We start from the raw sequence: 19286 nt of genomic DNA on the forward strand, positions 1-19286 counted from the left end.
ACGGGACGGTCCGCCCCCGCGGTCATGCCGGGGGGAAGGCGGCGGTGAGGCGGCATCGACGTGGGGGGAGACCACAGATGACGGTGCTGGGGAACGGCACGACCACGCTCTACGACACCGGACCGCTGCCCGGACCCGGTGGCTGGCCGGTGACGTACGAGCAGGTGGCGACCGGCAGCCTGCCGGCAGCCGGGGTGCCCGCCCGGCCCGTCCCGAGGCTGAGCGCCGGGCTGAAGCTGCACGGCGAGTACCAGGGCTCGGGCTTCACCGAGCCCAAGTACATCGCCCGTCGGGGGGACGGGCAGGTCGTGCAGTTGTCACGGCTGCTGTACCTGGTGGCGTCGTCCGTCGACGGGGTCCGCGACGACGACACGATCGCCCACCGGGTCAGCGCCCGCTTCGGCCGGGAGGTCAGCGGGGAGAACGTCCGCTATCTCGTGGAGAACAAGCTCGACGCGCTGGGTGTGACCGTTCCCGAGGGCCAGGAGAGCGACGAGGTCGACGCCCCGCGCTCCGACCTGCTGCTCGCCCTCAAGGGGCACCGGGTCATCTTCGACGAGCGCCGCACGGCCCGGATCGCGCGGGCGCTGACCTGGCTGCACCGGCCGGTGGTGGTCGCCGCGGTGCTGCTCGCGGCCGTCGTCATGGACGTCTGGCTGTTCGGCTTCTTCGGCGCGATCGAACCCGTGCTGGAGGTGCTGGACCAGCCGGTTCTCATCCTGGTGGTCTTCGCCCTCACCGTGGCCTCCCTCGTCTTCCACGAGTTCGGCCACGCCTCCGCGTGCCGGTACGGCGGGGCCAGACCGGGCTGCATCGGCTGCGGGCTCTTCCTCATCTGGCCGTCGATGTACACCGACGTCACCGACGTCTACCGGATCAACAAGGCCGGGCGCATCCGCACCGACTTCGGCGGGGTCTACTTCAACGTCGTCTTCATGCTGGCCATGGCCGGGGCCTACTTCGCCACCGGGGAGCAGTTCTTCCTGGCCGCGGTCTACCTCGGCCACTTCGAGATCCTGGAACAGCTCATGCCCGCCGTCCGCCTGGACGGCTACTACATCCTGGGCGACCTCGCGGGCGTCCCGGACCTGTACGGCAAGATCAAGCCGATCCTGCTCTCCCTGGTGCCGGGCCGGCGTGGGCAGAAGGCGCGCCAGGAGGTCGCGGGGCTGAAGAAGTCCGCGCGCACCATCGTCGCCACCTGGGTGCTGACCATGGTGCCGCTGATCATCGGCGAGCTGGGCTACGGGCTGTGGAACCTGCCCCGGATCATCAGCACGATGATCCGCTCGCTCACCGAGCAGGTCACCGGCACCGGGTCGGCGTTCGCCGACGGGGACGTGCTGCCCGGCATCGTCGGGGTCCTCGGCACGCTGATGCTGCTGTTCCCGATGGCCGGTGTCCTCTATCTCTCCGTGAAGATCGGCGGCCGGCTCTTCCGGCTGGCCAAGCGCTCCACGGCCGGACGCCCTGCCCTGCGGATCGCGCTGTGCGGGCTGCTGCTCGCCGGGCTCGGCGGACTGAGCTACGCCTGGATGTCCGGGGTGACCCCGCAGCCGCTGCCGAAGAAGCCGCCCATCGCGCCGATCCTGCAGCCGGGGGTGCCCACCACGGCACCGCCGTCGCCGGACGACTCGGCGCCGGGCGCCGGTCCGGGACGCTCCTCCGGCGGGCCGGGCACCGCCTCCGGTGAGCCCTCGGCCACGCCCGGCGCACCGGCCGAGGGCGGGTCCGGGGACCCGAGCGCCGGTGCTTCGGACGGCGCCTCCGCCTCCGCGCCGCAGTCGTCCTCCAGCGCTTCGGCGGCGCCTGGCAGGTCCACGCGCGGCGAGGACGGGCCGCGGCAGAGCGAGAGCGCCGGCGGCGGGGCTCCGGGCGGCGATCCGTCGCCTCAGCAGCCGCCGCCCCCGGTCACCGAGACCTCCTCGGTCCCCTCGGAGAGCGCCACGCCGACGCCGACCCCCGAGCCCTCGACGGCTCCGGCCACCACCGACCCACCGGCTCAGGTGTCGTCGTCCTGACCCCGTCGCGGCCCGGCCCGGCCACGCCCGTGCGTGCGCCGGGCCGCCTCATCAGCACGTCATCCATTCATCGGGAGAACCCATGAGCAGCCACCGCAAACCACGCAGCAGCCCGTTCAACGGGCGTGCCGTCCGTACCGTCCTCCTCGCCGCCGGGGCCGCCGGAGTGGCCACCGCCGTCCCGGCGCACGCCGCGACCGGGCCCGCCCGGTCCGCCGCGGTGGTCTCGGACAGCGTGTTCACCAACGCCAACCGGCTCCACCACACCCAGGCCCGCGACTCCTTCACCATCCGCCAGTTCGGCAAGGTCAACGCGACCTCCGTCCGCAACCAGGCCAACGCGGTCTCCATGGGCTGCTCGGTCGACGACCACTGCCGGTCGGTCGCGCTCTCCTTCCAGATCGTCACGGTCGCGGGTGACGCGCACCACCTGAAGGCGGTGAACGTCAGCGACGCGGCCAACAAGTACTGCGACGGCTGCCAGACGCTGGCCGGCGCCTACCAGTTCGTCGTCTCCACACCCCACCCGCTCACCCTGGACGCCGGGGCCCGCCGCCAACTGGCCGACGTCCACCGCAGGCTGGACGCGCTGACCCGGTCCACGCTGCCCGCCACCGAGCTGCAGAAGCGGGTGGACGCCCTCGCGGGCGAGGTGAACGGCGTCCTCCAGACCGCCGTGGCCAAGGCGCCCAAGGGCACCGAGAAGCCCGACGTCACCCTGCACCGCCGACTGGACGGCTGGCCGGGCCACTGACCCCGGTCTGACCGTCCCTCCCGGCCGGCCGCCGGTACCCGCGAGCGCCTCCCGCGGGAACCGGCGGCCGGCCTCGTCCGGCATATGGCCCGGCATGGCCCCGGCATACAAAAGGACAGGTCCGGGAACATGGCTTCCGCGCGGTGCGTTGGTCAAGCACGGTGAAGGAAAGATCCTCCTTGAGGAGCAGAGACGGTCCTTTGCCAATCCATTACTCTTGAGCCAAGACTGCGCACGGCAGCCATGGAGGAGTGAAATGAGGAGCAGCAACCCGGTCTTCTCGCGCCGAGGTTTCGGCCGCGACAACGGCTACGCAGGCTTCGACACCGCATCGCAGGCCGGGTACGCGCAGGGCAACCCGTACGGCCAGAACCCGTATGCGCAGAACCCGTACGCGCAGACGACCGTCGGCCAGGGCGCCCCGCCGCAGGCCCCGCCCGCGACCGGCCGTATGACGATGGACGACGTGGTCGTCCGCTCGGCGATCACGCTGGGCACCGTCGTCGTCGGCGCGGTGCTCGCCTGGGCCCTGCTGCCGGTCTCCACGACCAGCTACGCGCTGGCCTTCGGGTCCGCGATCATCGCCATGGTCCTGGGCCTGGTGCAGAGCTTCAAGCGCAAGGCGTCGCCCGCGCTGATCCTGGGATACGCCGTCTTCGAGGGCGTCTTCCTCGGGGTCATCAGCGAGATGTTCAACAGCCGGTGGAGCGGCGCCCCCTTCCAGGCGGTGCTCGGCACCATGGCGGTCTCCGCCGCAACCCTGCTGGTCTACAAGGCCGGCTGGATCCGCGTCACCGCCCGGTACGCCCGCATCGGCATGGCCATCGCCATCGCGTTCGTGCTGGCCATGGTGGTGAACATGCTGCTGGTCGCGTTCGGCATCGCCCCGGACGGCGGTCTGCGCGGCATGGGCCCGCTGGGCGCGATCGTCGGCGTCATCGCCATCCTGCTGGGCGCGTTCTTCCTGACGCTGGACTTCAAGCAGATCGAGGACGGCATCGCCTACGGCGCCCCGCGCGAGGAGTCCTGGCTGGCCGCGTTCGGGCTCACCGTGTCCCTGGTGTGGATCTACCTGGAGATGCTGCGGCTCGTCGCCATCTTCAGCAACAACGACTAGCGCGTCGCCGCGTCGACATGACCAAGGGCCCCCGGTGCACACCACCGGGGGCCCTTGGCCGTGTGCGGGCCGGGGCCCGTCAGCGCAGCTTGCGCGCGGCCCTCCTCAGGTCGTACTCGTGGACGAGGGCCTTGGCGTGGCCGTACGCGAGGTTGTGCTCGTGCCGGAGCCAGGCGACCTTGTCCTCGAAGCGGAAGAGGGACGGCCCCTCCTCGACGGTGCGCAGCCAGTCGGCGACTTCGCGGCCGGTGCAGTGCGGGATACGGGCGAGCAGGTTGCGGTGGGTCTCCTCGGAGAAGACTTGGGACATCGGCGCCTCCGGAAACAAAGGGGATTAAGGCCGGTCCTTCAGGTCACCGTGCCCGAGCACGGGCCGCTTGGCAACAGTGCCCGCGTTACGCTCGGCGCGTGCTGGATACGACGCCCCTGACCAAAGCAGTGGAACACTTCGCCGACCGATTGCGGGCCGCCCCGCAGAGCCGGTTGCAGCGCGGCGCTGCCGCCGAGGCGCTGGCGGTCGCGCGGGAGCTGGCCCGGCGGGCGCAGGAGCTGGAGGAGCCGGGCAGCGAGCCGCGCGAGATGCCGGACGCGGGGATGTTCGCGGCGGCCGACCAGATCACGGTGGCCGGGCACGACCTGGCGGTCGCGCTGCGCGGCGAGGACCAGCTCGAGGAGGCGGTGGAGCTGGTCGAGGAGGCCCGCAAGCGGGCCGGTGTCTGAGGCGCGGGGTTCCCGAAGGCGCCCGGCTACAGCGAGGCGATGACCCGGTCGGCGAGGACGTACACCGTCTCCTCGCCGCAGGCGAAGGTCAGGGTGAAGGCGCCGGAGATGCCCGAGCCGCCCAGCAGACACGGGGCCTCGCCCTCACGGAGCGCGGTGGCCAGCCGTTCGGCGGTCTCGCGGTGGCCCGGCGTCATGCACAGCGTGGTGCCGTCGGCGAAGACGTAGACGTCGAGGGTGCCCAGCGGGCCGGGGCGGACGTCGGCGAGCGCGGTGCCCTCGACGGAGAGCCGCTCCAGGATGGTGACGGCGCGGTCCTCCTCGTCGCCCACGGGCGACTGCACGGGGACGAAGTCCGGGTGCGAGGGGTGGCGGCGGCGGGCCGCGGCCAGCTCGGGGGAGTCGCCGGAGAAGTCGTCCGGCTCGACGGCCGGCTCCGACACCGGCTCCAGGCCGGCGAAGTCGGACGGGCGGGGCAGGAACGTATCGGCGTCCAGTCCGTAGAGCGGGGGCGGCGCGTCGGAGAGGTCGCGGACCTCCTGCGCGGCCCAGAAGGCGCGGGCCTCGGCCAGCTCGCGCTCCCGCTCCTCGGCGAGCGCGGCGGCCACGGCCTCGCGTATCTCCTCCGCGTCGGCGGTGGTGCGGGCCGCGGGCAGCAGCGCGCGGATCTCGGCCGCCTGGTTCGCGGCGAGCTGCGTGTGCAGCTCGGCGATCTGGCGGCGCAGCCGCAGCACGGTGCACAGGACGGCGACGCCCACGGCGCCCGTGGCGGCCGTGGTGAGCAGCAGGGCGATGGACATGGCGCTCACTGACGTACTCCCAGGTTCAAAGTCGACCCCCGACTTCCTACCTCAGCTTGAAGGGTGGACTGACCGCCTGTCAGTGCGTAACGTCACGAAACGGACAGGTCATTGACCTCGGCGGCCTCTGACGTCACTCGGTTCACGGCACTGACCTGCGCCGATTCCCCCAGCGAGCGAGATAGGTCACACCCTGGGGGAGATTGGATCACAAAACGGCCCAGAACCGGGGGGCTTTACCGGGTTCTGGGCCGTTCTCGACCGACCGTGCGGAGGCGGTCACCGAGGGTCGATCAGAGAGGGGTTCAGCTCAGGCGCTCGATGACCATGGCCATGCCCTGGCCGCCGCCGACGCACATGGTCTCCAGACCGAACTGCTTGTCGTGGAACTGGAGGGAGTTGATCAGGGTGCCGGTGATCCGGGCGCCGGTCATGCCGAAGGGGTGGCCGACCGCGATGGCGCCGCCGTTGACGTTGAGCTTGTCCAGGTCGATGCCCAGCTCCTGGTAGGAGGGGATCACCTGGGCGGCGAACGCCTCGTTGATCTCGACCAGGTCGATGTCGCCGACGGAGAGGCCCGCGCGCCCCAGCGCCTGCTTGCTCGCCTCGACCGGGCCGAGGCCCATGATCTCGGGGGAGAGGCCGGAGACGCCGGTGGAGACGATGCGGGCGAGCGGGGTCAGACCCAGCTCACGGGCCTTGGTGTCGCTCATGATGACGAGGGCGGCGGCGCCGTCGTTCAGCGGGCAGCAGTTGGCCGCGGTGACCAGGCCGTCGGGGCGGAACACCGGCTTCAGGCCCTCGACGCCCTCCAGGCTGACGCCCGCGCGGGGGCCGTCGTCCTTGCCGACCACGGTGCCGTCGGGCAGCGTGACCGGGGTGATCTCGCGCTCCCAGAAGCCGTTCTTGATGGCCTCTTCGGCGAGGTTCTGCGAGCGGACGCCGAACTCGTCCATCTCCCGGCGGCTGATGCCCTTGAGCCGTGCGAGGTTCTCGGCGGTCTGGCCCATGGCGATGTACGCGTCCGGGACGAGACCGTCCTCGCGCGGGTCGTGCCAGGTGGTGCCCTCCTGCTCGGCGACGGCCGCGGTACGGGCCTCGGCCTCGGCGAAGAGGGGGTTGCGCGTGTCCGGCAGGCTGTCGGAGTTGCCCTTGGTGAAGCGGGAGACCATCTCCACACCGGCCGAGATGAAGACGTCGCCCTCGCCCGCCTTGATGGCGTGCAGCGCCATGCGGGAGGTCTGGAGCGAGGAGGAGCAGTAGCGGGTGATCGTGCAGCCCGGCAGGTGGTCCATGCCCATCTGCACGGCCACGATCCGGCCGAGGTTGTTGCCCTGCTCACCGCCGGGCAGGCCGCAGCCGAGCATCAGGTCGTCGATGTCCCGGGGGTCCAGCTCGGGGACCTTGGCGAGCGCCGCCTGGATGATCGTGGCGGTGAGGTCGTCCGGGCGCAGGTCCTTCAGGGAGCCCTTGAAGGCGCGGCCGATGGGGGAGCGGGCGGTCGACACGATGACGGCTTCGGGCATCACGGCTCCAGAGGCTTACGGGAATTCGGGCAGGGCCGAGTCGGAAGTTACCCGTACGTATGGTCCGGGTCACCGGTGCGGCGGTGTGACACTGGCCGCAATTGTCTAAGCGCTTGCTTGGTCAGTGTCACACTGTCCGGCGGAGTCAGCCAGAGGGCGTGGCCGGTTCGGTCTCCCGCACCCGGCGGCGCCGGCGCCGCTTGAGCAGCGCCCAGGGGCCGCGCGGCCCGGTCGGCATCGCCGCCGCGACCTCCGTACCCGCCTCGGACGCGGCCTCGGCGGCCGCGCGGGCCACCGGCAGGAAGCCCTCCCGGCGCGAGGCGTCCGGCCCCTCCTCACCGGCGGGCCACAGGCCGAGCGCCGCGCAGAGGGTGGGCAGCACCGCCATCGCCGCCGTCGCGTACCCCTCGGCCGAGGGGTGGTAGTGGTCCGGGCCGAACAGCTCGCGGGGGTTGGCCGCGAACTCCGGGCCCAGCAGATCGCCGAGCGACACCGTCCGGCCCCCCTGCTCCACCGCCCCGATCGTCTGCGCCGCAGCCAACTGCCGTGAGGCGCGCCGGGCCAGCCAGCGCAGCGGCTGCCGCACCGGCTCGATGGTGCCGAGGTCGGGACAGGTGCCGATGACGACCTCGGCGCCGGCCGTGCGCAGCCGCCGTACCGCCGCCGACAGGTGCCGGACCGAGCGGGTGGGCGGGATGCGGCGGGTGACGTCGTTGGCGCCGATCATGATCACGCAGATGTCGGGGGTGGCCGACGGGTCCGCCAGCGCAAGCGCCACCTGCCGTCCGAGGTCGTCCGAGGTGGCGCCCGCCAGCGCGACGTTGTGCAGACGCACCGGCCGCTCCGCCACCGCCGCCAGCCCCGAGGCCAGCAGCGCGCCCGGTGTCTGGCCCGCCCGGTGCACGCCCTGTCCGGCGGCTGTGGAGTCGCCCAGCATGGTCAGCCTGAGCGGGGGCTCACCGGTGAGTCCGTACCCGGCGCCGTAGACGCCGTCCGCCGGTGGTACCCGGCCGGTGGCGCCGTTGTTCACATGGCGCCGGGCCAGGCGCATCTCCGTGAGCAGCAGCCCCACGGCGGCCGCGCCGACCAGTCCGACCCCGCCGCCGCCGTACGCCGCCCCGGCCGCGATGCGCCGGGCCACTCTCGCCCTCGACATGCTCGTCATGCGTCGCCGCCACCTCCTCGTAGCCGTACCCACTCCTTGCCCCGTACGGCATGTGCGCCAATCTCCACACGGAGTGAAGGCCCGTCCGCATCTCCTCCCGCTGGCCGTAGGCTGGCACGACCACGACGACCACAGTTTTTTGCAAGCAACCGGAGACAACGGTGCATTTCCACGACTCGATGATCAGCCTCGTCGGCAACACCCCGCTGGTGAGGCTCAACAACGTGACCGAGGGCATCCAGGCCACCGTCCTGGCCAAGGTGGAGTACTTCAACCCCGGCGGTTCCGTGAAGGACCGCATCGCCCTGCGCATGATCGAGGCGGCGGAGGCGAGCGGGGAGCTGAAGCCCGGAGGCACGATCGTCGAGCCGACCAGCGGCAACACCGGTGTCGGGCTCGCCATCGTGGCGCAGCAGAAGGGGTACAAGTGCATCTTCGTGTGCCCCGACAAGGTCAGCATGGACAAGATCAACGTGCTGCGCGCGTACGGCGCCGAGGTCGTGGTCTGCCCGACCGCCGTGGACCCCGAGCACCCGGACTCCTACTACAACGTGTCCGACCGGCTGGTCCGTGAGACGCCGGGCGCGTGGAAGCCCGACCAGTACTCCAACCCCAACAACCCGCTCTCGCACTATCACTCGACCGGCCCCGAGCTGTGGGAGCAGACCGCGGGGAAGATCACCCACTTCGTGGCGGGCGTGGGCACCGGCGGCACCATCTCCGGCACCGGCAACTACCTGAAGGACGCCAGCGAGGGCAAGGTCAAGGTCATCGGCGCCGACCCGGAGGGCTCCGTCTACTCCGGCGGCTCGGGCCGCCCGTACCTGATCGAGGGCGTCGGCGAGGACTTCTGGCCGACCGCCTACGACCGGGACGTCGCGGACGGGATCGTGCCGGTCTCCGACAAGGACGCCTTCCAGATGACCCGCCGCCTCGCCAAGGAGGAGGGCCTGCTGGTCGGCGGCTCCTGCGGCATGGCGGTCGTCGCCGCGCTGCGCGTGGCCGAGGACCTCGGCCCGGACGACGTGGTGGTCGTCCTGCTCCCGGACAGCGGCCGCGGGTACCTGTCGAAGATCTTCAACGACGAGTGGATGGCCGACTACGGCTTCCTGGAGGACGAGGGCCCCAGCGCCCGCGTCGCCGACGTGCTCAAGGACAAGGTCGGCAGCATCATCCCGTCCCTGGTGCACATGCACCCGGAGGAGACGGTCGGCCAGGCCATCGAGGTGCTGCGCGAGTACGGCGTCTCGCAGATGCCGGTCGTCAAGCCGGGCGCCGGTCACCCGGACGTGATGGCCGCCGAGGTCGTCGGCTCGGTCGTGGAGCGGGAGCTGCTGGACGCGCTGTTCTCCCAGCGGGCCTCGCTGGGCGACCCGCTGGAGAAGCACATGTCGGCCCCGCTGCCGCAGGTCGGCTCCGGTGAGCCGGTGGGCGACCTGATGTCGGTGCTCGGCGCGGCGGACGCGGCGATCGTGCTGGTCGAGGGCAAGCCGACCGGTGTCGTCAGCCGCCAGGACCTGCTGGCCTTCCTCGCCAAGGGCGCCCATCACGACCGCCTTTGACCGGGCCGTGGCCCAAGCGGCACGAGCGTGTCACGTGCGCGCAGCATGTGCTTAACACGGGCCCGGCACAGTAGTGGGCGTCGGCAAGGGCGGGAGCGGCTCCCCGCCCGTGCCGACGCCGAACGGCGCCCAGGAACCTCCGGAGCGGCTCCCGGACCTCCCACGGCGCCCCGGACGCGCACGGGCCTGACCCGACCCGCGTCCCTCGCGGGGACCGCCGTCGTCCCGCCCCCCTTCACCGGGGGTGCGGCGGTCCCCGCGAATGTTTTTTACGGGTCTCAGCTCGTGGCGCTGGGCCCCGACGTGTCGACCGCCAAGGTGACGGCCAGCGCCCCCAGCACCGTCCCCATCGCGTACCGCTGGACCTTCAGCCAGGACGGGCGTCGGGACAGGAACGTGGCGATGGTTCCGGCCGCCAGGACGATGGCGAGGTTCACCGCCACGCTGACCGCGATCTGGCAGGAGCCCAGCAGCAGGCCCTGGGTGAGGACATGACCCCGGTCCAGGTCGATGAACTGGGGGATCAGGGACACGTACATGATGGCGATCTTCGGGTTGAGCAGGTTCGTCATCAGGCCCATGGTGAAGAGCTTGCGGGGTGAGTCGGGCGGTACCTCGCGCGGGGCGAAGACCGAGACCCCGCCCGGCCGCAGCGCCGACCAGGCGAGATACGCGAGGTATCCCGCGCCGGCCAGCTTCACCCCGACGTACAGCTCCGGCACGGCGAGGAAGAGCACCGAGAGGCCGAGGTTGGCCGCCAGCAGGTAGGCCACGAAGCCGAGGGCCACCCCGCCCAGCGAGATGAGCCCGGCGCGTCTGCCCTGGGTGATGCTGCGCGAGACCAGGTAGATCATGTTCGGGCCCGGGGTGAGGACCATCCCGAGGGCCACCACCGTCACCCCCAGGGCCGCGCTGGGCTCGATGAGCATGGAGAAGTCCCCCCGGGTGTGTGCGTGAGCGGTATTGCCTTGAGGTTATGGACCGTCAATTCTCGGTGCAATAGCCGCTATTGTTCTCAGGGCAATGTCGTGGGAGGGGGCACCGAGTGAGCGACTACCGGAGCGTGGCCGACGCCGTGGCCGAGGAGATCCGCGGCGGGACCCTCCGCCCCGGCGACCGGCTGCCCCCGCAGCGGGCGTTCGCCCGGCGGCACGGCATCGCCGACTCCACCGCCACCCGCGTCTACCGCGAACTCGCCCGCAGGGGCCTCACCGTCGGCGAGGTCGGCCGGGGCACCTTCGTCCGAGCCGGAGCCGAGAGTGCCGCCCCCGCCCTCACCGAACCGGCCGCCGCCCGGATCGACCTGGAGCTGAACCACCCGGCCCTGCCCGGCCACACCGCCCTGCTCGCCGAGGGCCTGGCCCCGCTGGCCCGACCCGACATCCTCGGCGATGCGCTGCGGCCGGTCGGCGCCGCAGGCACCCCCGCGGCCCGCGAGGCCGCCGCCGACCTGCTCGCCCGCGGCGGCTGGCGCCCCGGCCCCGGCCAGGTGCTGTTCGCCGGGAACGGCCGCCAGGCCGTATCCGCCGCCGTCGCCGCCCTGGTCCCGCCCGGCGGACGGCTCGGGGTGGAGGAGCTGACGTACCCCGTCATCAGGACGGTCGCGGCCCGGCTCGGCGTCACCCTCGTGCCGCTCGCCATGGACGACGAAGGGCTCGTCCCCGAGGCCGTGGAGCAGGCCCACCGCCGGGCCCCGCTGCACGCCGTCTACACGCAGCCGACCCTGCACAACCCGCTCTCGCTCACCGCCCCGCCCGCTCGGACGGCGGCACTCGCCGAGGTGCTGACCCGGCTGGACCTCTCCGTGGTCGAGGACGCGGTATGGGGCTTCCTGTGCGATGAACTCCCGCCATTCGCAGCCTTGTTGCCCGAACGGACCGTGCTCGTCGACAGCCTCTCCAAGCGCGTCGCCCCCGGCCTCACCCTCGGCTTCCTCGTCGCACCCCCCGCCCGCACCGCCGACCTCGCCACCGCGCTGCGCTCCGGCGGCTGGACCCCCATGCGCTTCGCCCTGGAGGTCACGCGGCGCTGGCAGCGCGACGGCACCGCCGACACGCTCGCGGCGGACAAGCGGCGGGACGCCGCCGTGCGGCAGGCGCTGGCGGCACGACGGCTGGCCGGGTTCGACGTGCGCGGGGACGCCCGCGCCTACCACTGCTGGTGGCGGCTGCCCGAGGGCTGGCGGGCGGACACCTTCGTGGCCGCCGCCGCGCGCCACGGCATCGCCGTGGCCCCCGCCGCCGCGTTCGCCGTACGCCGCGACAGCGCCCCGCACGCGGTCCGCCTCGCCCTCGCCTCCCCGCCCCCCGACGCCCTCGGCCCCGCCCTGGACACCCTGGCCGGCATCGCCCGGTCCGCGCCGGAGGATCTGCTCGCCGACTGACGTCCCGCCCCGCTCGCTGTATAAAGGTATGCAGGACATCTCTTGGCTGAATAGGCGACGGTGCCCGACCCCGTCCCGGCGCTGTACCCTCCGTACTTTCCGCGCGGGGGCGCCCAGGACCCGACGACATCTGGAGGGGGAGCGCGTCATGAGCGCGAGCGACAGTCCTGCGAACCGGTTGCAGGCGCTCTTCGAGGGGCACCGGCTCACCCCGACCCAGCGCCGCATCGCGCACAGCATGGTGCGCCGCGCCGCCGACGTGCCGTTCCTGTCCAGCGTGGAACTCGCCGACCTTGCCGGGGTCAGCCAGCCCTCCGTCACCCGGTTCGCCGTCGCCCTCGGCTTCGACGGCTACCCGGCGCTCCGCCGCCATCTGCGCGAGGTCGTCCCCGCCGAACCGACCGCCGACACCGGTGCGTTCAACGAGTACCAGCAGGCCGTCGAGGCCGAGATCGAGAACCTGCGCCACCTCGCCGAGCTGCTCGCCGACCCCGCCCCGGTCCAGCGCGCCGGCCGGCTCCTGGCCGCCTCCCGCCCGCTGCCGGTGCTGGGCCTGCGCGCCGCAGCCCCGCAGGCGTTCGGCTTCGCCTACTTCGCCGCCAAGGTCCACCCCGACGTCCGGCTGCTGGACGAGGGCGGTTCGATGGTGCAGGACCGCATCGACGCCGCCGTACGGGCCGGCGCCTCCGCGCTGCTGTGCTTCGCGCTGCCCCGGCATCCGCGCGAGGTGCTGGACACCCTCGCGCACGCCAAGGAGGCGGGCCTGAGCGTCGTCACGGTCGCCGACTCCGCGTTCGCGCCGGTCGCCAAGTACTCCGACCTGCTGCTGCCCGCCGCCGTCGGCACCGGGCTCGCCTTCGACACCGCCTGCGCGCCGATGCTGCTGGGCCGGGTGCTGCTGGAGGCCATGTGCGACGGGCTGCCGGAGGCACAGGCCCGGCTGGAGGAGTTCGACGCGCGGGCGGCGGCCCGAGGACTCTTCGTGGAGTGAGCGGCGCGCTTCTCAGGCTCGTCTCAGGTTGCGTCGCTAGCCTGCCGCGCGGACACGAAGCACGGTGACGCGGGAGGCCGACGTGGCGCGCGGTGGACAGGGACTGGCCCGAGTGGCCGTCGTCGTACGGGCGGGAGCCGCCCCGCTGGGCCGGCTCGGGGTGCTCGCGGCCGGGCTCGGCGCGGTACCGGAAGGGCTGAGCGGACGTACGGCCGGGATCGCGGCCGGAGCCGCGCTGTTCGTCGCGGCCGCCGCCGCGACCGCCCTGACCCGCAGGTCCCGGTACGCCGACCTCGCCGTCGGCGCGAGCCGCGCGGGGCGATATGACCTGCTCCAGGACCGCGCGGTGACCTCACGCAACTGGCGCCGGGGACACCGCTGGTGGCTGCTGCTCGCCTTCGCCGCCGCGCTCGGCAGCGCCTTCGCCCTGCCCGTGGCCGGGGGCCTGCTGCTCGCCGGGGCCGGTGCCGGGCTCCGGCTGAAGGCGGGGTGGATCGGCCGCCGCGAACGGGCGCTGGACGCACTGCTCTGGGTCCGCGTCGACCAGCTCGACCGGCGCGGTGGAGCCCCGGTGGGTGCGGCCGTGCGGGGGCTGCGGAGCACGGGCCTCGCGGCGGGCGACGCGACCCCTGGCGGGGCCCGCCGCCGTGCCACGGCGTCGGTCTAGCTCAGAGGTACGGCGCGGAGGTGGGGCGCGGCGCGGTGGTCCCGCTCAGACCTCCAGGTCCTGCTCGATCCGCTTCAACTGGTGGCGGGCCATCGCCAGGTTGGCCCTGCTGTCCAGCACCAGGTACAGGAACAGGCCGTTGCCGCCCCGCCCCTTGAGCAGGCGGATCAGGTGGTACTGGTCGCTCAGCGTGATCAGGATGTCCTCGATCTCGGCGTTGAGCCCCAGGTGCTCCATGGTGCGCATCTTGGCGCGGATCACGTCGGTGTTGCCCGCGGCGGCGACGTTCAGGTCGAAGGTCTTGCTGCCGCCCAGCGTGCCCAGCGCCATGCCACTGGTGTAGTCGACGAGCGCGACGCCGGTGGCACCCTCGATGGAGGTGAGCGCCTCTTTCAGTGCCGTTTCGGTGTTCGCCATGGTTCTGCTGTCCTTTCGGAGGTTCAACTCTCGGTTGCGGTCGGTGTTTCGGTGGCCGTGGTCCGCGGGGTGCGGGTGGCGCGGGTACGGGCGGGCGCGGGCCGGGTGGGCCGCTCCGGCGGGCGGAGCCGGGCCGTGGCCTCGGCGGCGTCGAGCAGCTCCCCGACACGGGCGCCGGCCCGGCGGCCCTCCAGGTGCAGCCGCCCGACGTTGACCCGGTCCTGCGCGAGCAGCGTCAGTACGGCGGTGCGTCCGGCCGCGTAGGTGGCGACATAGCCGCGTTCGCCGCGCACCAGCAGCTCCCGGAAGCCGCCGTTGCCGGTGGCGTCGGCGAGCCGGACGGCGACGCCGAGCGAGGCCGCGGTGAGCGCCGCGAGCCCGTCGGGGTCGACGCCGGGTGTGTCGTGGGCGACGACGAGGCCGTCCACGCCCGCCGCCAGGGCGCCGGTGAGCTGGGGTACGCGGGTGCGCAGCCGCCGCAGCTCGTCCTGGACGGCGGCCAGTTCCGATTCGGGCAGCATCAGCTCTCTCCTCTCGGCGGGCGGTTGCCGTTCAAAGCGCCTCCAGCGCATTCCTGAGCCTCTTCAGCAGCGCGACGTCGGGGTCGGTGACCGTGAGCGGGGCCGGCGGATGGAACGCCGTCGGCGGAGGGTCCGGCGCGGTCGGTACCGGGGTCAGCAGGCCCTCCGCCGTGAGCCGCCGTACGTCCACCAGCGTGTGGAACGCCTGGCGCCCCAGGTCGTGGGCGATCCGCAGCGCGGTGCGGACACCGTCCGCCAGCTCCAGCACCGCCCGGCGGCGGGGCGGGACCTGGGCCGTGCCCACCGGGTCGGCCTGGATCAGCGGGGCGCTGTCGGCGGCCGGGTCGGGCCAGAGCCGGTGCAGCAGTAGGCGCCGGCGCAGCGTCTCCCGCTCCAGCGCGACGACCGGCACCGAGGGCAGCGGGCCGAGCTGGGGTGTGGCGTCGTAGCGGAACCGGCCCGGTGTGCTGCTCGGTGCCAGGGCGAAGTACCCGGCGTCGTACAGCGCGTCCAGGTGGCACAGTTCCAGCGCGCCTTCGGGGAGCAGCCCCGCGTCGAGCAGCAGGCGGGCGGCGTCCGGCGGGCCGGCGGAGCGTTCGGCGGCGTGCTGCCAGGCGGCCGCCGCGAGGGTGCCATGGGCCGTGAGGAGCACGCCGAGGCCGGGGGCGAACGGACTCTCGGCGTGCACCACTCTGCCCTGGGCGAGGTAGAGGGTGCCGTGCTCGCGGACGAGGACCCCGGTGGCCTGTTCCTCGGCGAGCCGTCTGAGCATCGGGGACAGCGCGCCCGCCGTCCCGTCGCGCTGGTCGCTCCGGTCCCGCACGGGCAGCGGCGGGGGTATGTCCACCACGGTCATCCCAGCACCAGCCGGTCGGCCATCTCGCCGAGCCTGATCCGGGCGAGCGCGAGATTGCCCTCCGCGCGGCCGACCCACAGATGGAGGAAGACGCTGCTGTCGAAGGACGTGTCCACGAACCGCAGCAGGTGGTAGCTGTCGTGGTTGCTGACGATCACGTCCTCGACGGGTGGTCGCCCGTCCTCGTTCTCCCCGGCCGAGAAGGCGCCGTGCTCGGCGGCCAGCCGGGCCAGTTCCGCGGCTTCGGCCGCCGTCGTCTCGTGGTCACCGCCGGGGGCCTCGCCGACCGTGCCGAGGGCCAGTCCGCTGGTCCAGTCCACCAGCGCGGCCCCCCGTGCGCCGGGCAACCGCATGGCTTCCAGTAAGCATTCGTCGATTCCGGGCACCGTGGGCTCCCCTCCCCGCCTGGGACTCCGGCTCAGTGACACCGACACTACGCAACGTGTGCGTGACGGGTGATGGCTTTGGCATTTTCCGTTGGAACGTGCGCCCGGCGTACTAGTGTGGGCCGATTGGCGTGCGTTGCGCGGAAGTCGGTCCCTTTGTCCGCCGGGCGGTGTCCCCGCGTCAACGGCTCCCGGTCGCGCCCAGGGTGGTGAGCGCGTCGGTGTGCGCCCCTCCGGACTCGGCCACGATCTCCGCCACCGTCTGCGGCGGGCGCACGGTCGCGAAGTCCACGCCCCCGGCACCGTCCGGCACGAAGCCGTAGACGCCGGGCCGGGCGAGGGAGTTGTAGGAGTAGTGGTGGGCGAAGAAGTAGGCGCCGGTGTCCAGTACGGCCGCCAGGTCGCCCTGCTCCAGCGCGGGCAGCGCGCGGCCCTCGGCGATCAGGTCGCCGGAGAAGCAGGCCGGTCCCGCCACGTCCTGCACCACGTCCGGCCCGGACTTCGGGCGCCCCTCGGCGTCGTACGCGGCGACCCGCAGCGGCCACAGCTCGGGCGCGTACACCGTCCGCGCGGCCACCTGCACGCCCGCGTGGGTCACCGCGATCCGCCGGCCGCCCGCGCTCTTGGCGTACTCCACCCGCGTCAGCACCGTGCCGTGCTTGGCCAGCAGCGACCGCCCGAACTCGGTGACCAGCCCGTACCGCCCGTCGAACAGCCCGGGGATCTCGTCCGCCAGCAGCCGCGCGTAGCGCGCGTACGTCGGCGCGGTCGCCTCGGCCGTGAAGTCGACCGGCAGACCGCCGCCGATGTCCAGGGTGTCGATCTGGCGCCGTCCGGCCCGCTCGTTGACCTCCTCGGCCAGGGCGTACGCCTTCGCCACCCCGCGCGCCATCAGCGGCAGCGGGATGCCCTGCGAGCCGGTGTGCGCGTGCAGCCGGGTCAGCCACGGCCTGTCCAGGTACGCGCGCACCACCCACTCCCTGGCCCCCTCGTCCAGCAGCGCCACCCCGAACTTGGAGGTCCGCGTCGCCGTGGAGGTCGACCCGATGGACCCGCCGCCCACCTGGGGGTTCACCCGGATGCCGAGCGGGGAGCGGGTGGGCGCGGCGGCGACCAGCGCGTCGATGCGGGCCAGCTCCTGCGGGTTGTCCGCGTTGACGGCGACCCCCAGCGCCAGCGCCTCGCGCAGCTCCTCGGCCGTCTTGGCGGGGGAGTCCAGCACCGTCCGCTCGGCCGGCACCCCGGCGGCGCGGACGAGGGCCAGCTCGCCGGGGCTCGCCGCCTCGGCGCCCAGGCCCGCCGCGTGCAGCAGGCTCAGTACGGGCACCAGCGGGGCCGCCTTCACCGCGAACGCGTGCAGCACCGGGGTGCCGGGCGCCACCACCGCGTCGAACGCGGCGCGCAGGGCCGCCGCCGACTCCTGGATGCCGGTCACGTCCAGCAGCGCCACCAGCGGCGCGTCCGGGCCGAGCAGCCCGCCGGTCACCGCGCCCCGCACGGCGGCGTCCCGCCGGGCGACCCGCGCGGCCGCCTCCCGCGCGGCGGTGCCGTCGGTGTGGTCCTGCTCCACGGTCTCCTGTGCCACGGTGTGCCCTCGTCCCTGTCGCTCGCCCCCGTTCACTGGTTCCAGCCAAACATTCCCGACGCGCGGGCGATGGCACCTGGAACCTATTGACTAGCTCTATTCACGACTGGACTATGTGAATAGCCATAGCAACAGGAGGAGCACACGATGCCGGGACCCCGCCCCGTACGAGCACCGCGCGGCACGGAACTGAGCGCCCTGGGCTGGCAGCAGGAAGCCGCCCTCCGGATGCTGCAGAACAACCTCGACCCCGAGGTCGCCGAGCACCCCGACAAGCTCGTCGTCTACGGCGGCACCGGCAAGGCCGCCCGCGACTGGCGCTCCTTCGACGCGATGGTGCGCACGCTCAGGACGCTGAAGCAGGACGAGACCATGCTCGTCCAGTCCGGCCGCCCGGTCGGCGTCATGCAGACCCACGAGTGGGCCCCGCGCGTCCTGATCGCCAACTCCAACCTGGTCGGCGACTGGGCCAACTGGGAGGAGTTCCGCCGTCTGGAGGCCCTCGGTCTCACCATGTACGGCCAGATGACCGCCGGCTCCTGGATCTACATCGGCACCCAGGGCATCCTCCAGGGCACCTACGAGACGTTCGCCGCCGTCGCCGCGAAGAAGTTCGGCGGCACCCTGGCCGGCACCATCACGCTCACCGCCGGGCTCGGCGGCATGGGCGGCGCCCAGCCGCTCGCCGTCACCATGAACGACGGCGTGGCCATCTGCATCGACGTCGACCCGCGCGCCATCGAGCGCCGCATCGAGCACAAGTTCCTCGATGTGAAGGCCGACAGCCTGGAGCACGCCCTCCAGCTCGCCACCGAGGCCCGCGACGCCCGACGCCCGCTCTCCATCGGCGTCCTCGGCAACGCGGCCGAACTGGTCCCGCAGCTCCTCGCCATGAGCGCCCCCATCGACATCGTCACCGACCAGACCTCCGCGCACGACCCGCTGGCCTACCTCCCGGTCGGTGTCGACTTCGAGGACATGGCCGACGCCGCCGCGAAGGACCCCGCCGGGTTCACCACCCGCGCCCGCGAGTCCATGGCCCGGCACGTCGAGGCGATGGTCGGCTTCATGGACGCGGGCGCCGAGGTCTTCGACTACGGCAACTCCATCCGCGGCGAGGCCCAGCTCGCGGGCTACGAGCGGGCGTTCGCCTTCCCCGGCTTCGTCCCCGCCTACATCCGGCCCCTCTTCTGCGAGGGCAAGGGCCCCTTCCGCTGGGCCGCGCTCTCCGGCGACCCGGCCGACATCGCCCGCACCGACAAGGCGATGCTGGAGCTGTTCCCCGAGAACGAGTCCCTCGCCCGCTGGATCAGGATGGCCGGCGAGCGGGTCCACTTCCAGGGGCTGCCGGCCCGGATCTGCTGGCTCGGGTACGGGGAGCGGGACAAGGCGGGCGAGCGGTTCAACGACATGGTGGCGAGCGGTGAGCTGGCCGCCCCGCTGGCCATCGGCCGGGACCACCTCGACTGCGGCTCCGTCGCCTCGCCCTACCGGGAGACCGAGGCGATGCTGGACGGCTCCGACGCGATCGCCGACTGGCCGCTGCTGAACGCCATGGTCAACGTGGCTTCCGGGGCGTCCTGGGTCTCCATCCACCATGGAGGCGGGGTGGGGATGGGCCGGTCCATCCACGCGGGGCAGGTCACCGTGGCCGACGGTACGAAGCTGGCCGGGGAGAAGATCCGGCGGGTGCTGACCAACGACCCCGGCATGGGTGTCATCCGGCACGTGGACGCCGGGTACGACATCGCGGAGTCCGTCGCCGAGGACCGGGACGTCCGGGTGCCCATGCGTGAGGGTGAGGGGGAGTGACCT

Annotated in this window: 19 protein-coding genes; 9 read left to right on the forward strand and 10 right to left on the reverse strand. The window is 72.9% G+C overall.

Annotated elements, in window-relative coordinates; genetic code table 11:
• Positions 1 to 77: 77 nt before the first annotated feature.
• The 3 genes from HEK131_RS03265 to HEK131_RS03275 all read left to right on the forward strand — a co-directional run bounded on the left by HEK131_RS03265 (position 78) and on the right by HEK131_RS03275 (position 3892).
• Positions 78 to 2021, forward strand: coding sequence for a hypothetical protein (locus HEK131_RS03265; RefSeq protein ID WP_244333600.1), 1944 nt, complete (start codon positions 78 to 80; stop codon positions 2019 to 2021).
• An 82-nt stretch (positions 2022 to 2103) separates the two neighbouring features.
• The gene (locus HEK131_RS03270) at positions 2104 to 2775 is read left to right on the forward strand and encodes a hypothetical protein (protein WP_217461999.1); all 672 of its coding nucleotides are present in this window, start codon (positions 2104 to 2106) and stop codon (positions 2773 to 2775) included.
• A gap of 256 nt (positions 2776 to 3031) precedes the next feature.
• Positions 3032 to 3892 carry a Bax inhibitor-1/YccA family protein gene (locus HEK131_RS03275; RefSeq protein ID WP_244333601.1) on the forward strand — a complete coding sequence of 287 codons (861 nt, stop codon included), beginning with the start codon at positions 3032 to 3034 and terminating at the stop codon, positions 3890 to 3892.
• A gap of 79 nt (positions 3893 to 3971) precedes the next feature.
• On the opposite strand, the gene HEK131_RS03280 is transcribed toward HEK131_RS03275, so the two are convergent.
• On the reverse strand, positions 3972 to 4202 hold the full coding sequence (locus HEK131_RS03280; RefSeq protein ID WP_217461997.1) for a DUF4287 domain-containing protein: 231 nt from the start codon (positions 4200 to 4202) through the stop codon (positions 3972 to 3974).
• Positions 4203 to 4300: 98 nt separating this feature from the next.
• Between HEK131_RS03280 and HEK131_RS03285 the strand changes: the two genes are divergently transcribed.
• Complete coding sequence (locus HEK131_RS03285; RefSeq protein ID WP_217461996.1) at positions 4301 to 4612, forward strand: hypothetical protein; 312 nt, start codon at positions 4301 to 4303, stop codon at positions 4610 to 4612.
• Positions 4613 to 4638: 26 nt separating this feature from the next.
• On the opposite strand, the gene HEK131_RS03290 is transcribed toward HEK131_RS03285, so the two are convergent.
• From HEK131_RS03290 to HEK131_RS03300, 3 genes are all read right to left on the reverse strand, one after another.
• Positions 4639 to 5421, reverse strand: coding sequence for a hypothetical protein (locus HEK131_RS03290; RefSeq protein ID WP_217461995.1), 783 nt, complete (start codon positions 5419 to 5421; stop codon positions 4639 to 4641).
• A gap of 296 nt (positions 5422 to 5717) precedes the next feature.
• Complete coding sequence (locus tag HEK131_RS03295; RefSeq protein WP_217461994.1) at positions 5718 to 6938, reverse strand: acetyl-CoA C-acetyltransferase; 1221 nt, start codon at positions 6936 to 6938, stop codon at positions 5718 to 5720.
• A 145-nt stretch (positions 6939 to 7083) separates the two neighbouring features.
• Positions 7084 to 8103, reverse strand: a complete 1020-nt coding sequence (locus HEK131_RS03300; protein WP_244333602.1) for an SGNH/GDSL hydrolase family protein — start codon at positions 8101 to 8103, stop codon at positions 7084 to 7086.
• A gap of 161 nt (positions 8104 to 8264) precedes the next feature.
• Here HEK131_RS03300 and HEK131_RS03305 point away from each other — a divergent pair, with 161 nt between their 5' ends.
• Positions 8265 to 9665 carry a cystathionine beta-synthase gene (locus HEK131_RS03305; protein ID WP_244333603.1) on the forward strand — a complete coding sequence of 467 codons (1401 nt, stop codon included), beginning with the start codon at positions 8265 to 8267 and terminating at the stop codon, positions 9663 to 9665.
• A 278-nt stretch (positions 9666 to 9943) separates the two neighbouring features.
• On the opposite strand, the gene HEK131_RS03310 is transcribed toward HEK131_RS03305, so the two are convergent.
• Positions 9944 to 10594 (reverse strand): LysE family translocator, encoded by a 651-nt coding sequence (locus HEK131_RS03310; protein WP_244333604.1) that lies wholly within the window; start codon positions 10592 to 10594, stop codon positions 9944 to 9946.
• A gap of 116 nt (positions 10595 to 10710) precedes the next feature.
• On the opposite strand from HEK131_RS03310, the gene HEK131_RS03315 reads away from it, so the two are divergent.
• The 3 genes from HEK131_RS03315 to HEK131_RS03325 all read left to right on the forward strand — a co-directional run bounded on the left by HEK131_RS03315 (position 10711) and on the right by HEK131_RS03325 (position 13706).
• The gene (locus HEK131_RS03315) at positions 10711 to 12048 is read left to right on the forward strand and encodes a PLP-dependent aminotransferase family protein (RefSeq protein ID WP_244333605.1); all 1338 of its coding nucleotides are present in this window, start codon (positions 10711 to 10713) and stop codon (positions 12046 to 12048) included.
• A gap of 148 nt (positions 12049 to 12196) precedes the next feature.
• Complete coding sequence (locus HEK131_RS03320; protein ID WP_217461989.1) at positions 12197 to 13039, forward strand: MurR/RpiR family transcriptional regulator; 843 nt, start codon at positions 12197 to 12199, stop codon at positions 13037 to 13039.
• Between the two features lie 82 nt (positions 13040 to 13121).
• Positions 13122 to 13706 carry a hypothetical protein gene (locus HEK131_RS03325; protein ID WP_244333606.1) on the forward strand — a complete coding sequence of 195 codons (585 nt, stop codon included), beginning with the start codon at positions 13122 to 13124 and terminating at the stop codon, positions 13704 to 13706.
• A gap of 45 nt (positions 13707 to 13751) precedes the next feature.
• Here HEK131_RS03325 and HEK131_RS03330 read toward each other — a convergent pair whose 3' ends face one another.
• From HEK131_RS03330 to HEK131_RS03350, 5 genes are all read right to left on the reverse strand, one after another.
• Entirely contained in the window at positions 13752 to 14123 is a 372-nt protein-coding gene (locus tag HEK131_RS03330; protein ID WP_161146030.1) for a hypothetical protein, read from the reverse strand.
• A 23-nt stretch (positions 14124 to 14146) separates the two neighbouring features.
• Positions 14147 to 14644 (reverse strand): roadblock/LC7 domain-containing protein, encoded by a 498-nt coding sequence (locus HEK131_RS03335; protein ID WP_217461987.1) that lies wholly within the window; start codon positions 14642 to 14644, stop codon positions 14147 to 14149.
• A 31-nt stretch (positions 14645 to 14675) separates the two neighbouring features.
• Positions 14676 to 15500, reverse strand: coding sequence for a transcriptional regulator (locus HEK131_RS03340; protein WP_244333607.1), 825 nt, complete (start codon positions 15498 to 15500; stop codon positions 14676 to 14678).
• Positions 15497 to 15886, reverse strand: a complete 390-nt coding sequence (locus HEK131_RS03345; protein WP_161150383.1) for a hypothetical protein — start codon at positions 15884 to 15886, stop codon at positions 15497 to 15499. The genes HEK131_RS03340 and HEK131_RS03345 overlap by 4 nt, the downstream gene beginning before the upstream one ends.
• A gap of 181 nt (positions 15887 to 16067) precedes the next feature.
• A complete protein-coding gene (locus HEK131_RS03350) occupies positions 16068 to 17456 on the reverse strand; it encodes a diaminopimelate decarboxylase (protein WP_244451929.1) in 1389 nt (462 codons plus the stop codon).
• A gap of 162 nt (positions 17457 to 17618) precedes the next feature.
• On the opposite strand from HEK131_RS03350, the gene hutU reads away from it, so the two are divergent.
• Entirely contained in the window at positions 17619 to 19283 is a 1665-nt protein-coding gene (hutU, locus tag HEK131_RS03355; RefSeq protein ID WP_244333608.1) for a urocanate hydratase, read from the forward strand.
• The last annotated feature ends 3 nt before the right edge of the window (positions 19284 to 19286 follow it).

This window comes from Streptomyces seoulensis (assembly GCF_022846655.1).
Taxonomy (GTDB): Bacteria; Actinomycetota; Actinomycetes; order Streptomycetales; family Streptomycetaceae; genus Streptomyces.

What these genes read in the sequence shown, in the direction of transcription:
- HEK131_RS03265 (WP_244333600.1), top strand. Translation starts at nt 78, where the DNA reads ATGACGGTGCTGGGGAACGGCACGACCACGCTCTACGACACCGGACCG.
- HEK131_RS03270 (WP_217461999.1), top strand. Translation starts at nt 2,104, where the DNA reads ATGAGCAGCCACCGCAAACCACGCAGCAGCCCGTTCAACGGGCGTGCC.
- HEK131_RS03275 (WP_244333601.1), top strand. Translation starts at nt 3,032, where the DNA reads ATGAGGAGCAGCAACCCGGTCTTCTCGCGCCGAGGTTTCGGCCGCGAC.
- HEK131_RS03280 (WP_217461997.1), bottom strand. Translation starts at nt 4,202, where the DNA reads ATGTCCCAAGTCTTCTCCGAGGAGACCCACCGCAACCTGCTCGCCCGT.
- HEK131_RS03295 (WP_217461994.1), bottom strand. Translation starts at nt 6,938, where the DNA reads ATGCCCGAAGCCGTCATCGTGTCGACCGCCCGCTCCCCCATCGGCCGC.
- HEK131_RS03300 (WP_244333602.1), bottom strand. Translation starts at nt 8,103, where the DNA reads ATGACGAGCATGTCGAGGGCGAGAGTGGCCCGGCGCATCGCGGCCGGG.
- HEK131_RS03310 (WP_244333604.1), bottom strand. Translation starts at nt 10,594, where the DNA reads ATGCTCATCGAGCCCAGCGCGGCCCTGGGGGTGACGGTGGTGGCCCTC.
- HEK131_RS03320 (WP_217461989.1), top strand. Translation starts at nt 12,197, where the DNA reads ATGAGCGCGAGCGACAGTCCTGCGAACCGGTTGCAGGCGCTCTTCGAG.
- HEK131_RS03330 (WP_161146030.1), bottom strand. Translation starts at nt 14,123, where the DNA reads ATGGCGAACACCGAAACGGCACTGAAAGAGGCGCTCACCTCCATCGAG.
- HEK131_RS03335 (WP_217461987.1), bottom strand. Translation starts at nt 14,644, where the DNA reads ATGCTGCCCGAATCGGAACTGGCCGCCGTCCAGGACGAGCTGCGGCGG.
- HEK131_RS03340 (WP_244333607.1), bottom strand. Translation starts at nt 15,500, where the DNA reads ATGACCGTGGTGGACATACCCCCGCCGCTGCCCGTGCGGGACCGGAGC.
- hutU (WP_244333608.1), top strand. Translation starts at nt 17,619, where the DNA reads ATGCCGGGACCCCGCCCCGTACGAGCACCGCGCGGCACGGAACTGAGC.